Annotated in this window: 10 protein-coding genes; 1 reads left to right on the forward strand and 9 read right to left on the reverse strand. The window is 41.9% G+C overall.

Translation table 11 applies throughout. The features are described from left to right. Window positions 1-48 precede the first annotated feature (48 nt). The 9 genes from B4A24_RS01675 to B4A24_RS01715 all read right to left on the reverse strand — a co-directional run bounded on the left by B4A24_RS01675 (window position 49) and on the right by B4A24_RS01715 (window position 12,574). The gene (locus B4A24_RS01675) at window positions 49-756 is read right to left on the reverse strand and encodes a hypothetical protein (protein ID WP_293941860.1); all 708 of its coding nucleotides are present in this window, start codon (window positions 754-756) and stop codon (window positions 49-51) included. Further along, window positions 746-1,294: an RNA polymerase sigma factor gene (locus B4A24_RS01680; RefSeq protein ID WP_293941863.1), complete on the reverse strand. Its 549-nt coding sequence runs from the start codon at window positions 1,292-1,294 to the stop codon at window positions 746-748. Before B4A24_RS01680 ends, B4A24_RS01675 begins: the two co-directional genes overlap by 11 nt. 178 nt (window positions 1,295-1,472) lie before the next feature. Beyond that, complete coding sequence (locus B4A24_RS01685) at window positions 1,473-4,070, reverse strand: TonB-dependent receptor (protein ID WP_293941865.1); 2,598 nt, start codon at window positions 4,068-4,070, stop codon at window positions 1,473-1,475. Between the two features lie 703 nt (window positions 4,071-4,773). Next, window positions 4,774-6,030 carry a YeiH family protein gene (locus B4A24_RS01690; RefSeq protein ID WP_293941868.1) on the reverse strand — a complete coding sequence of 419 codons (1,257 nt, stop codon included), beginning with the start codon at window positions 6,028-6,030 and terminating at the stop codon, window positions 4,774-4,776. Window positions 6,031-6,150: 120 nt separating this feature from the next. Then, complete coding sequence (locus B4A24_RS01695) at window positions 6,151-7,932, reverse strand: acyl-CoA dehydrogenase family protein (RefSeq protein WP_293941871.1); 1,782 nt, start codon at window positions 7,930-7,932, stop codon at window positions 6,151-6,153. A gap of 121 nt (window positions 7,933-8,053) precedes the next feature. Continuing rightward, window positions 8,054-9,229 carry an acetyl-CoA C-acyltransferase gene (locus B4A24_RS01700; protein ID WP_293941874.1) on the reverse strand — a complete coding sequence of 392 codons (1,176 nt, stop codon included), beginning with the start codon at window positions 9,227-9,229 and terminating at the stop codon, window positions 8,054-8,056. Between the two features lie 18 nt (window positions 9,230-9,247). Then, window positions 9,248-9,628: a four helix bundle protein gene (locus tag B4A24_RS01705; protein WP_293941877.1), complete on the reverse strand. Its 381-nt coding sequence runs from the start codon at window positions 9,626-9,628 to the stop codon at window positions 9,248-9,250. A gap of 35 nt (window positions 9,629-9,663) precedes the next feature. Continuing rightward, on the reverse strand, window positions 9,664-12,093 hold the full coding sequence (locus B4A24_RS01710) for a 3-hydroxyacyl-CoA dehydrogenase/enoyl-CoA hydratase family protein (protein ID WP_293941879.1): 2,430 nt from the start codon (window positions 12,091-12,093) through the stop codon (window positions 9,664-9,666). 40 nt (window positions 12,094-12,133) lie between these two features. After that, window positions 12,134-12,574 (reverse strand): MarR family winged helix-turn-helix transcriptional regulator, encoded by a 441-nt coding sequence (locus B4A24_RS01715; protein WP_172396150.1) that lies wholly within the window; start codon window positions 12,572-12,574, stop codon window positions 12,134-12,136. Window positions 12,575-12,853: 279 nt separating this feature from the next. On the opposite strand from B4A24_RS01715, the gene B4A24_RS01720 reads away from it, so the two are divergent. Next, on the forward strand, window positions 12,854-13,816 hold the full coding sequence (locus B4A24_RS01720) for an isopenicillin N synthase family dioxygenase (RefSeq protein ID WP_293941883.1): 963 nt from the start codon (window positions 12,854-12,856) through the stop codon (window positions 13,814-13,816). Window positions 13,817-13,833: the final 17 nt, after the last annotated feature.

Consider the following 13,833-nt stretch of genomic DNA (forward strand, 5'->3'; position numbering starts at 1 on the left):
CAAAAAAATGAGCCATTTCCTTCAAGAGAAATGGCTCTTTTTTTTGCACTACGATTTTTCTATCCCAAAACAATGTGGAGGTTTGATGACATTCGATTGGGCGGGATCCTTCATCTCTTTTAGGGGAAAAGTGATCTTCAGCCGCCCCTTGGAGCCTTGCCATTTTGTGCCAGACTGGAGAAGCCGTACAGTCTCATCAACAAGAGCCTGACCGGGAGTCCCTTCAGCCTGAATCTGAGCCGGAAGACCATCTTTGCCAATCGTGAAATTGACTATAATATCCCCACCTTTTCCGGCATCCTTTACCTGGTTGTTTAAATAGTGTTCAAAAGCTTTCCAGCCGTCCAACGGAGTCGCGTCGCCGCCATCGAGCATCGGCTCAATAGTCACCATATTTTCGGGTTCACTTAAGGTTACATCTGTGGTACGCTCAGTTTTACCGTTAAAATGTTTAAAATAGAGAAGCGCTAATAAAACGACAAACAAAACTCCTGCAGCTGCTCCTATAGCCAGACGCTGCCAGGTATAATATTGTGCATGTCTTGTCGCTATGGTGTTCTCAACCCGACGGTTAAGTCGCTGCTGCAACAAGCTTAACTGTTTCGCATCCACACCGTTTTGCAATCGATATCCATCTATGGCATCCTGCAAAAAAGGATCTTCCAATGCTTCTTTTTCCAGTTGAAACATTTCCTCCCTACTCATCAAACCATGGATGTAATTATGAATTCGCGATAACTGATAATTATTTTCCATTTTCTTTCCTTTCCATACAGATTTTTAGATTGCGTTTTCCATTCTGGATAGCACTCTTGACTTTATTCAGGTCATACCCTGTTAAATCTGCGATATCTTTATAGCACTTTTGTTCCAGATAAAACAAACGTACACATTCTTTCTGCTCCTGATTTAAGGTTTGCATGCAACCTTCTAATCTTTCAAAATCCCGTTCTTCCCATTTTGCCTCTTCACTGCTATTGAGTTTCTGCTCGCTCTCAAACAAATTATCCTCAATATCCACCTGTGTCGTCCTCTTGTCTCTGCGCAATTGCATCAAACAGTAATTCTTACTGTATACATGTAACCAGCTTTTAAAATTATCGACCTCATAATGACGAAGCTTCTGAATGAGTTCTTCAAAAATTTGCATCACCGCATCCTGGCTACGATCGGGATCCTGTAAGTACTTGAAGCATACACCATAAAGCAAGGACATGTAAGGTGAATATAATTTCCCCAGCGCAGACAGGTCTCCGGTTGTTTTATAATGCCGTAATAGCTCTTTTTCGTTCATGCGCAAATCTTTCACCTTAATGATGAATTAAGATACGGTTTTCCATAAATAAAGCAAATATAGCCGAAAAAAATATCCACTATAAATTCCTACAGCAACACTTGCCCATCTCGGAATACAAAAAAACCGTTTCTAACGATTTAGAAACGGTCGATCAAATATGTTATTGGTTACGGATCTAATTTCCTTGCTTCCAATTGTACCGAAGCGTTACGCCATAGGTTCTTGGATCGGCTACGACACCGGCATATTGGCCATAACTACCCGGAGCAGCGAGCAACTGCTCATAATAATCTTTGTTTGTCAGATTTCTGCTCCAGACAAAAACCGAAACACCATTTGACCCTCTAAAACCTAGTCTTGCATTCAGCAGTGTATAAGCGTCGATGTTCAGGTATTGTGAAGGGGATGAACTTGAGGAAAACTTAGAGCGATGGAAAAGATCAGCACCTAAAAAGTAGGATCCGTTGATACCGATCAGTTTGCCACTCTGATTAATTTCCCCGCCCAAAGACCAAGACCATTTGGAAACGCCAGGAAGAGCTCCACCTGAGACATCCTTGAAAGCCTGAGGTCCACCAACCTCCTCTAATGGCACGGGCGCATTCGTAAATTTCACATATTTCGCATCGGTATATGCCAGTGCCCCATTTAAACGCAGAAAGTGCCCGATATTGATGTTACCATCCAATTCCACGCCTTTGACACGTACTTTCTCGGCGTTAGCCAAATAACCGCGATTTACACCTGGTTCGGGTGTTTGAACCTGTGTTTGATAATCTTTGATATCGGTTTGATAGAGGGATAGATTAAGGATCGAGTTGCGTGTTGGATTGGTCTTCACTCCCAGCTCTTTATGGCGTACCGCTTCCGGTTTTACCTCCGCCAGATCCAACAGTACCGCTCCATTTGCTGTCGGTAATCCCCCCACATTGATTCCAATTGGCTTATAGCTGATGGAATAGGTAGCATAAGCATTGATCTTCGGATTGAAACGGTATTTTGCCGAAAGCTGACCAGAAAAATTATCTGCATCTGCGTTTATATCAAACGTCTGGTTGGTATAGACCCCGTTTTTGAGCGCCAACAGCGCCGGATCGGATGTCTGTAGCCCACCATAAGTCTGTCTGTCGTAATTTGCTTTCTTTTTGTCGTAGTTATAGCGTAGTCCCGGCAAGATATGAAGTTTCGAAGTCACCTCCCAATCAATCTGTGTATAAGCAGCTAAGCTTGTACTTTTGATACCGTAAACGGTCTTGATGCCGAAATTGTCAAATAGTCCAGGAGTTTCCCATAAGGCGCTTGTCGAACTTTTCTGGAAACGCCAGAATGCGGAACCCGTTTCCTCTGTATGTACAGGATCGGTACCAAGGTCCTGCCACAGACCAAATAAGCCGACCACACCACTCACTTTCTCGCTGATTTTGCCCGAATATCTAAATTCCTGCGACCATTGGTTATGTACTGAATTACCGGCAGAAACTGTGTAAACAGGAAGGCCTAAATAATCCCGGTCATTGAGTGGCACCCAGGTCCATTTTCGCCAGGCTGAAGTTGATGTCAAAGTACCTTCACCAATCTTGATATCAGCATTCAGCGCTACGCCGCCCAGTTTATTGTCCGCTTTGGATTGCGTATCGAGGTCTATCTTACGTTCAAATGCACTTTTATAAGGCAACTCATAGCCTAAATCTTTGATAATGGCATCAAACTGCCGGTAATCAGCCCGCTGAGTTTTGACAACACCGGCAACTGCCCAACCATAACCATCCGGCTTTTGGGAAGAAACATCACCCGAGAGCACAAGTTTGATATTTTCCGTTGGTGTAAACAACAATTGCCCCCTGAATCCGAGGTTATTGATATCATTGATCTTTCGATTGCTGTGGACGTTGAAAAGATTCCCATCCCTTTGTGTGCCAGAAAAGGAAGCGCGGGCAGCTAGATTTTTAGCCAGAGGTCCAGAGATCGACGTCTTTGCCTGAATAAAGCCCTGATTGCCATAGCTGACTTCAACATTAGCCTCAGGTGTAAATTGAGGTAGCCGTGATGTAATATTAAAGGCTCCGGCAGTGGTATTTTTACCGAAAAGTGTCCCCTGTGGGCCACGCAATACCTCGATCTGGTCAATATCAATAAAGTCCAGCCAAGTTGCTGCAGGCCGTGCAATATAGACACCGTCAAGATAGAATCCAACACCTGGATCTATCCCATCATTGGTCAGGCCGTAAGTCGAACCGAGGCCCCGAATGTTCAGGGTTGTATTACGTGCATTGGAAGAGTACAGCTGTACTGTTGGAACAAGTTCTTTTAGTCGATTGACATTAAAAGCCCCGGCGTCTTCCAGTGCTGCCCCACGGATGATAGAAACAGGAATAGGTACATCCTGCAACTGCTCTTTGCGTCGACGGGCGGTCACCACCACTTGGTCTAAGGCCTCCAAACGTGGAGTAAGTTCGATCACGGTAGGCGACTGGTCTACAACAACACGCCGTGTCTGATAACCCACAATGGATACAATAAGGGAAAAAGGCAATTTTTGTCCTGTAACGAATTGAAATACGCCTTTGCTATCGGTCTTCACCTGGTGGGTAACTGCTTCAAGCTGTACGGTTACACCCTGTAGGGGTTCTTTTGTCACCGCATCTACGACAGTACCTGTTAATGAAGCATTTATAATGGGTTTAGGATCTTCTACTTGCGCGTATGTCTGATAAGACGCTGCTAAAAGCAAGCTAAAAATGACGCTAATTCGAAAAATAGCATTTTTTTTCATAAATTTATTCAGTTTAATAGTGAAAATAAACAAGTGCCAACGCCAATAGAACTTGTTTCATTGTTAAAACTTTGTTTAAAAAGGGAAGCCTCGGCTTCCCTTTTCTAATATAAGAGAGTGTAAGAGAGAAATTTTAACAACACATTCGTTTTTCATTATTTTCTAGGGAAATAAAAGCCACTTTCAATGCATTAATCTGTAAGCTTATTTTTAAAAAGTAATCTTGTTTCATTCTTTCCATAATTAAGTATATTCATTTTTTTCAGCTACTCCCTCATGACCCACTGTAAATCAGGATAACAGTACAAATATAGAAATATTTTTTAAAAGACTACTAATTTGATAGATTTTATAAATATTTTTTTTAAACCAAATTTAGATATCTAGTTTACAGACTATTAAGTATTAAAAAAAGGATAATTCTTTAAAAACTAATCTAGCCAATCGCTATTTTTGCGCACTTGAAATACTCCTGCTGATAACTGTTGGTAACGCTTACTTCTTTTTGATGTGTGCGTATTTTCCGATCCAGTAATCAAAAATATTTTTAGCAAAAGAAAGGAATATCTGTTTTCTTACATGCAGTTCGACATGACTGTCAGTCATGTTTTAAAAAGTGCATAAAACAAAAAGTCCACCGGAATGGTGGACTTCGTTTAAATAATATTTTCAATGGATAATAATCCATTATATGGCACCAAACTTAACGGAACAGCACCAGCGCAATGAGCAATGTTACAACAACATTAAAGGTTTGCGCGATCAAAAATGCGTAAAGTGGTTTCTTGTTGTCCTGTACAAAGAGATCTTTGAAATTGGTTTCCAGACCAATCGAGGTAAACGCCAAGGTAAACCATAGTCCCTGCAGGTTTTTAAGACTTCCCTTTACAGCATCTACTTTATCTGGGGAGATTACAAAGGAAAATAATAGTGATGCAAATACAAAGCCCAATACAAATTTTGGAAAGCGCTCCCAGATAATTTTCAGCGTAGGTTTATCCCGTTTTGTTTCATCATCTACAGATTTCGCATAGGTCCAGTAGATACTGATTGCGAATGCCGCAAGTCCCAGCAACACATTTTGTGAGAATTTGACAATTGTACTGATCTTTAACGCTTCCTCTCCAACAAGGGAACCTGAAGCAACAACAGCTCCTGTTGTATCAATACTCCCTCCTAGCCATGCGCCGGTCACCTCTTGCGACAAGCCCATCCATTCAGCCATATAGGGCATAAAGATCATCATCGGGATTGCAGTGATCAACACCAAGGAAATCACATAAGAAAGTTTTTTACTATCACCTTTAATTGCTCCGGAAGTAGCTATAGCGGCTGAAACGCCACAAATCGAAACGGCACTAGATAGCATCAGGGACATCTCTTTGTCTATCTTCAATTTTTTACAGATCCAAAAAGCAAAATACCATACCGATAGCACAACTGCTAAAGCCTGAATAAGGCCCAGCGAACCTGCCTTTAGGATATCCCCAAAGATCACGGTAGTACCCAATAAAATTAATCCGATCTTAACGTACAGCTCTGTGCTCAGAGCTTCTTTAAACCAGGAGGGTAGCTTAAAGCAATTACTGATAATTAAACCAATGATCAAACTAAAAATAACCGCCTCGAGATTATATTCTTTCACCGTCGAGTTACCAGCTAATATCAGTGCAAATATTGTTAGAATAAATACCACTGGAAATACAACTAGCAGATGTTTGACGGATTTACCGAGCAAAAATGCACCAAGAATACCCGTCACAAAGACAACGATAAACTGCTGAAAAATCTTGCTGAGATTGGCCGGATCAAAAATCGTGGAGGTCAGTTCTGATATATTAGCCCATGAGAAATTAGGTACCGGCGCAACAATGCCGGAAAGTGCTAAAAAAATGGTAGCGAGTCCCAAAATGACGACTACCCAGTCTTCTGTAAATGCAAATGATCTTGACGATGCCATATTATGGTTAGTATTAAAAAACTAAATTTAATATAATTGCGAATACTTTTGGTTATTGTAACACAAAAATGGCCGAAGATTTCTCTCCGGCCTACAACCAAAACCAATAATCATTATCAATCAAAAACAATATTTATTTTCTTCTATTATTTTTTTTGCAATCCGCTGGCGTGCATCTTTAATATTAAATGGCTGTGCTTTGGTGAACCTGCGCAATCCGACAAGCATCATATTCAGTTCATCGCCTTCGCCAAAGGAATACAAAGCTTCCTTACCTGCAGCATTAATTTTGTCAATCGCACCATACAAATAGATCTTTGCCATATCTGTCGCGTACTCGGCCTTTTCAGAACCGGTATGCACAAGCTTTTCGGCACGTAAAAGGACAGATTCCGCGATGTATACGTAACCGATAATATCTGCGATATTCATCAGGATTTCTTCTTCTTTTGAAAGTGACATCATCAACTTCTGAACCGCAGCTCCAGCAATGAGCAGACCTGCCTTCTTGAGGTTGGCGATAATTTTCTTCTCCGCCGCGAATGGGGCCTCATCTTCTTCGCCGAAATCAGGAATGGCCAATAGTTCACTCGCCACGGCCTGTGCTGGCCCCATCAGATCCAGTTCCCCTTTCATGGCCCGCTTTAATAACATATCCACCACAAGCAATCTATTCACCTCATTGGTTCCTTCAAAGATCCGATTGATACGTGAATCGCGATACGCACGCTCCATCGGTGCATCGGCTGAATACCCCATTCCGCCATAGATCTGCACCCCTTCATCCACCACATAGTCCAGCATCTCCGAACACCATACTTTGATAATGGCGCACTCGATCGCAAATTGTTCCACGGATTTCAATTTGGCTTTCGCCTCATCCATACCGCCTGCGATCAATGCATCATAGGCATCATCAATATTTTGACCGGCACGATAGGATGCGGATTCCACGGCAAATAGACGTGTAGCCATCTCTGCCAATTTATATCGAATGGCACCAAATTTAGAAATCGGCAAGTTAAACTGCACACGTTCATTGGCGTACTGAACCGCATGATTGATCACCATACGAGCCGAACCGTTGGTCGCAGCACCTAGTTTGATCCTCCCGATATTCAGGATGTTTACGGCAATCTTAAATCCGTTTTCACGCTCTGAAAGCATGTTTTCAACAGGCACGGGGCAGTCATTAAAGAAAATCTGACGTGTAGAGGATCCTTTAATTCCCAATTTATGTTCTTCGGGGTTCATGGTGATGCCGCCAAAATCTTTTTCGACAATAAATGCGGTCAGGTTTTTATCATCATCAATTTTTGCAAATACAATAAAGATATCTGCAAATCCACCATTGGTAATCCACATTTTCTGACCGTTGATCAGATAGTGGGTTCCTTCGGCATTTAGTTTTGCGGAGGTGCGGCCGGAATTGGCATCTGATCCGGCATTTGGCTCTGTCAAACAGTAGGAAGCCTTCCATTCGCCTGTGGCGAGCTTGGGAATATACTTCGTTTTCTGCTCCGCATTACCATAATAAAGAATCGGCAAGGTACCAATACCCGTGTGCGCAGACAAGGCGACGGCGAAAGAAAAACCTCCACCCACAGCTTCCGCTACAAGCATTGACGTATTGAAGTTTTTGCCAAACCCACCATACTCTTCTGGAATCGATACACCCAGCATCCCCAGTTCACCAGCTTTATCCATGAGGCTTGGCATCAATCCTTCTTCCTGTGCGTCAATACGATCAAGTTTATTTAATACTTCTGTCTCTAAAAAGTCCAAACAGGTCTGACGAATCATCTTTGCTTCTTCATCAAACTCTTCCGGGATAAAAATAGCCGTATAAGGAGTTTCTCTTATAACGAACTCACCGCCTTTGATTGCTTTATTTTCACTCATTGTTTTTAGATTTGAGGTGTAATCGATCATTGGCTTTTAACCTTCACCGGTTACACAATATTTTATTCGCTGTGAGACAGCAAATAAAATGGTTTATACTGTTATTTTTAATGTCCGAGTCTTAGTCCAATAGTTCAAAAATACCGGCTGCTCCTTGACCAGTTCCCACACACATGGTCACCATACCATATTTTTTACCGCGGCGTTTCAGTTCATGCAAGACCTGCACGGTCAGCTTTGCTCCTGTACAGCCTAAGGGATGTCCCAAGGCTATCGCCCCGCCATTGACATTGACTTTTTCTTCATCAAGTCCCAGTTCACGAATAACGGCCAAAGACTGTGAAGCAAAAGCTTCATTCAATTCGAACAAATCGATATCTTCTTTTTTAAGCCCAGCCCGTTCCAAAGCTTTAGGTATTGCATAGATGGGCCCTATTCCCATAATTCGTGGCGGTACACCCGCAACAGCAAAACTAACCAGCTTGGCAATGGGCTTAACACCCAGTTCCTTCACTTTAGCCTCAGACATCACCAGCACAAATGCTGCGCCATCCGATGTCTGCGAGGAGTTTCCTGCTGTTACCGAACCATTGGCAGCGAATACAGGCTTCAACTTACCCAAAGCTTCCAAGGATGTATCTGCACGAGGCCCTTCATCGGTATCTACAACATATTCCCTAGTCGCGATCTTACCGTCTTTCAGGTAGTTCTCTTTGACTGTAATCGGTACAATACCATCTTTAAGATGACCATTTTGAATAGCGGCAACAGCCTTTTGATTGGACTTCAGTGCAAAGGCATCTTGATCTTCACGGGAGACATTATAATCTTTCGCTACAGCCTCCGCTGTGAGCCCCATACCCCAATACCAATCGGGATGCTCTTTGGCAACAACAGGGTTGGGAACAATTTTCCAGCCTCCGAAGGGCATTCCGGACATCACTTCAACTCCACCAGCGATAATAACATCTGCCATACCTGTCTTGATCTTTGCAACCGCTGTAGCGATTGTCTCCAATCCAGATGCGCAATACCTATTAACGGTAACGCCAGGCACTTTATCAGTGTCTAAACCCATCAGGGAAATAAAACGTGCCATGTTAAGCCCTTGCTCGGCCTCAGGCATCGCATTGCCCACAATGACATCATCTATATCATCTTTATTTAAATTTGGCACAGTGGACACAAGATGTTTAATCACATCTGATGCTAAATCATCGGCCCGCATAAAGCGAAATCCTCCTCGAGGTGCTTTACCTACCGCTGTACGAAATCCTGCTACTATGTATGCTTCCATTATCTGAGATATTAGTAGTTAGATATTAGTAGTTAGATTTTTGACCTTAAGCAAAAGCTTCTGTTGAAAGATGTAGTTCATTTTCTGCAATTCCTCCAGCTTTTCTAAAAGGCCTTCCAAACCCTCTTCTGATAAATAACCTAAATTTTTTGATATTATTAACTGTGTTTCGACTTCATATGTAGATGCATGTGCTATTGCCAAAAACTGAACAAATTCTTTATCTGAATTTCTCCCCGCCCCCTCAGCAATATTTGAAGGAATAGATACGGCAGCTCTGTTTATTTGTGAAATGAGATTAAATCGTTCACGATCTGGAAAAGTAGCTGTTACTTTATATACATCAGATACCAACGTGATAGATTTCTGCCAAAGTATTAATTCCTTATAGTTATGCATATCTAAATACTATGTACTAAATACTTTTGTCTATTCTAATTCCGTAAAGGTTTTCCTTTTGTCAACATATACTGAATTCTTTCAAGTGTTTTACGTTCAGCACAGAGTTCAAGGAAGGTCTTGCGTTCAAGATCCAGTAAATATTGTTCGGAGACTTCCGTTGGCGATGACAGGTTTCCACCACACATGACCCAACCCAGTTTTTCCGAGATTTTGCGGTCATAATCGGAGATATAATTCCCTTCACGCATCGAAGATGCGCCTACATATACGATCCCCAATCCTTGATTGCCCAGCACTTTGATATCATTGCGCGGTGCTGGCTGTACATAACCTTCATCGGCCAGCTCTAGCGCTTTTGCTTTTGCATCGGCAAGTAAACGCGCACGGTTCATCGTGATGGCAAACTTATCTTTCTGCAAGTAGCCCAATTCGTAGGCCTCATAAGCGGAGGTTGATACTTTCGCCTGACCAATGGTCAGGAATTTATCCTTTAATGTATTCTGAACGATCTGGTCATCTTTAAATTCTTCGGAAGCACGTAATGTAAATTCTTTGGTACCGCCTCCACCGGGGATAACACCTACTCCCAGTTCAACTAATCCCATATAGGTTTCGGCGTGAGCCTGCACAAAGTCTGCGTGCATCGAAAACTCACATCCACCACCCAAGGTCATCTGAAATGGCGCCACGACAACCGGAATGGACGAATAGCGCAAGCGCATTGAGGTATTTTGAAAGGCACGAACAGCCATATTTAACTCATCAAAATCCTGCTCTACGGCCATCATGAAAATCATTCCGATATTGGCTCCCGCAGAGAAATTTTTCCCGTCATTGGAAATGACGAGTCCTCGGTATTCCTTTTCAGCAAGATCTATCGCCTTATTCAGCCCCTGGATAACATCACCACCGATCGTATTCATCTTGGTATGGAACTCGCAATTGATGATTCCATCACCGAGATCAATAATCGAAACGCCCGTATTCTTCCAGATTGTTTTGCTTTCACGGATATGATCCAATACAATCAAATCTTCGGTTCCCGGAATAGGCTTATAAGATTTGGAAGCGATATCATAGTAATGACGAACACCATTTTCTATTTTATAGAAAGATTCATGTCCCGAATCCAACATTTCATGTATCCAGGATGCCACTTCACCATCTTGTCCGGGCAAACGTTTCTCTTCAGCCTTGATCTTCGCCAATGTCTCACGCACCCCCAAAGCATCCCATACTTCAAATGGCCCTAATTCCCAGCCAAATCCAGCGCGCATGGCATCATCTATACGGAAGAAATCATCTGTAATTTCAGGAACACGACGTGAAACATATTCAAATAAAGGATAATGCATGGCACGGAAGAGCTCTGCGGCTTTGTCTGTACCCTGTTCATAGACTTTCATCCGTTTACGGATATCTTCGACTGGCTTGGTCGCCTCCAAGGTTGTGGACTTAACTTTTTGTTGCGAGCCAAAGGTTAATGTTTTTAGATCCAAAGAAAGGATTTCAGAATTCCCATCAGCAGCTTTTACCTTTTCATAGAATCCCTTTTTTGTTTTTTCACCAAGCCATTTGTTTTCAACCATCTTACTGATAAAGGCCGGAAGCTGGAAGACACCTTTGGCCTCGTCTTCAGGCGCATTCTGCGTCAGACCATTAGCGACATTAACCAACGTATCGAGGCCTACAACATCTGCGGTCCGGAAAGTAGCTGATTTTGGATGTCCCATTGCCGGGCCGGTATATTTGTCCACTTCCTCAACGGTGAGACCTAAAGGTTCTACCAGATGAGTCACTGCAAGCATCGAGTAAACACCAATACGGTTACCGATAAAGGCAGGCGTGTCCTTACACAGCACCACTGTCTTACCCAGCATCTTATCACCAAAATGAAGGATAAAATCAACAACCTCTGGCTTAGTATGAGGTGTAGGAATTACTTCCAACAATGGCAGATAGCGCGGCGGATTGAAAAAGTGCGTACCACAGAAATGATCTTTAAAATCTTCACTCCGACCCTCTGTCATGAGATGAATAGGAATACCAGAAGTATTGGAAGTAATCAATGTACCCGGTTTACGGAACTGTTCAACACGATCAAAAACAGACTTCTTAATATCTAAGCGCTCCACAACCACCTCAATAATCCAGTCTGCCTGCGCAATATCTTTGAGATTATCTTCAAAGTTGCCTGTTTTGATACGTTTTACAAATGATTTGCTGTAAATTGGAGATGGATTTGTCTTTAAGGCAGTCTCTAACGAACTATTGACAATCCGATCCCGAACCGTCTTATTCTCCAACGTTAGGCCTTTCGCTTGTTCTGCTGGCAACAGCTCACGAGGAACAATATCCAACAACAAAACCTCGACACCAATGTTAGCAAAATGACAAGCAATTCGCGAACCCATAACACCCGAACCGAGAACTGCCACTTTTCTAATATTTCTGTTCATCATAACATATTTATCTTGTACATCCGTACATTTGGTTTAACTTCTACACGATTAATTCTTCCTTATAACTCGTAGCCAGCTCATTGAGCTTTGCCAAAGAAGCAATCAATTGATCGCGTTCATTTTCCGAAAAATTATCAGCGAGATACTGATTAAAATTACGTACCACATCCTTGGCAATCCTTCTTTTCTCACGACCTAACTCCGTCAAATATACTTTCACAGAGCGTTTATCCGTTTCGCTCGTCTCGCGATAGATGAACCCCAAGGACTCCAAATTATTCAACACCCGGGACAAACTAGTTGTTTTAACCCCAGTCAAATTCGCAATCTGAGAAACAGGAGTACCTTCTTTGTGAATATTGATTAAAATATAACCTGCCGCCTGAGTGAAACCGTACTGCGAAGCAATTTGATTATATTTATTGGCGATTGTCTGCCAGCCCGTTTTTAAAAAATAGTCGATTGTCTGATTTTGGTTCATAGCGTATTCACAAGCGATTTTATTATTATGCTTGCATAACAAATATAATAGTTAAGAATTAGAATAACAAGCTAGAAAATGTAATTTTTAATAATTAAGCCTTACTACAATACCCTCCTTTGCTTTTCTTGCTTTCTTATAACTAAATCAAAATGTTGAAAACTTTTAACATCTGATATACAGTAAAATAAATGAAATTACAAAACTTTTATTAACAGTTCATGTGTAATATTCAAAATTAATTGCGTTAAATTTGTCCTAAACAAATATCGACATCGTATGGCTTTAGTAAACATACCTCGCTTGGACTTGTTGCATTATACACAAGGAACCCAAGAACAACGAAATCAATTTATTCAAGATATTGGCAAAGCTTTTAATGAGACAGGCTTTGTAACGATTGCAAATCATGGTTTATCGAAAGAATTAATTGAGGAATTATACCAGGTCGTTCCTGAATTCTTTGGTTTACCAACGGAGACAAAAGAAAAGTATGAATTCCCTGAGCTTGCCGGTCAACGTGGATACACCGCTAAGGGAAGAGAGAAAGCTAAAGATGCAAAGACGCCAGATTTAAAAGAATTCTGGCAACGTGGTCAAACAATCGTTGGGGAAGAATACTCAAAAACTGACTTTCCTGATAATCCCGAAGTGAAAGAAATACCTAGATTTAACAGTGTTACAGCTGAGGTTTATAAAAAACTAGAAGATACAGGTCGCGAACTGTTAAAAGCAATCGCTACCTACCTAGATCTCGAAGAGAACTATTTTGAGCAGTTTGTGATCAATGGTAATTCTATTTTGCGTGCAATTCACTATTTCCCGATTACGGATCCTGACGCATTAGCTCCGGATGCTGTACGTGCAGGTGCTCATGAAGATATCAATTTGATTACGCTATTAATTGGTGCCAGTGCTGATGGACTGGAAGTATTGACAAAAGATGGCGAATGGTACCCGATCAAAGCAAAAGGCGAAGATATTGTCATCAACGTGGGTGATATGCTACAGCGTCTGACTAACAACAAACTGAAATCAACAACCCACCGTGTAGTCAATCCTCCGCGTGAAAAAATGGGTACTTCCCGTTTTTCGATCCCATTCTTCTTACATCCAAAATCTTCCATGAATTTAGCTTCATTGGATTCGTGTATTGATACAGCTCATCCAAAGGTCTACGAAGACTATACTGCTGGCCAATACCTCGATGAAAGATTGCGAGAGATTGGCTTAAAAATGTAATACGAATAGCTTCGTTT

Source organism: Sphingobacterium sp. UBA7249, from assembly GCF_002472835.1.
In the GTDB taxonomy this organism is placed as follows: Bacteria; Bacteroidota; Bacteroidia; order Sphingobacteriales; family Sphingobacteriaceae; genus Sphingobacterium; species Sphingobacterium prati.

Coding starts and splice junctions, on each gene's coding strand:
- B4A24_RS01675 (WP_293941860.1), bottom strand. CDS start 756: ATGGAAAATAATTATCAGTTATCGCGAATTCATAATTACATCCATGGT.
- B4A24_RS01680 (WP_293941863.1), bottom strand. CDS start 1,294: ATGAACGAAAAAGAGCTATTACGGCATTATAAAACAACCGGAGACCTG.
- B4A24_RS01685 (WP_293941865.1), bottom strand. CDS start 4,070: ATGAAAAAAAATGCTATTTTTCGAATTAGCGTCATTTTTAGCTTGCTT.
- B4A24_RS01690 (WP_293941868.1), bottom strand. CDS start 6,030: ATGGCATCGTCAAGATCATTTGCATTTACAGAAGACTGGGTAGTCGTC.
- B4A24_RS01695 (WP_293941871.1), bottom strand. CDS start 7,932: ATGAGTGAAAATAAAGCAATCAAAGGCGGTGAGTTCGTTATAAGAGAA.
- B4A24_RS01700 (WP_293941874.1), bottom strand. CDS start 9,229: ATGGAAGCATACATAGTAGCAGGATTTCGTACAGCGGTAGGTAAAGCA.
- B4A24_RS01705 (WP_293941877.1), bottom strand. CDS start 9,628: ATGCATAACTATAAGGAATTAATACTTTGGCAGAAATCTATCACGTTG.
- B4A24_RS01710 (WP_293941879.1), bottom strand. CDS start 12,093: ATGATGAACAGAAATATTAGAAAAGTGGCAGTTCTCGGTTCGGGTGTT.
- B4A24_RS01715 (WP_172396150.1), bottom strand. CDS start 12,574: ATGAACCAAAATCAGACAATCGACTATTTTTTAAAAACGGGCTGGCAG.
- B4A24_RS01720 (WP_293941883.1), top strand. CDS start 12,854: ATGGCTTTAGTAAACATACCTCGCTTGGACTTGTTGCATTATACACAA.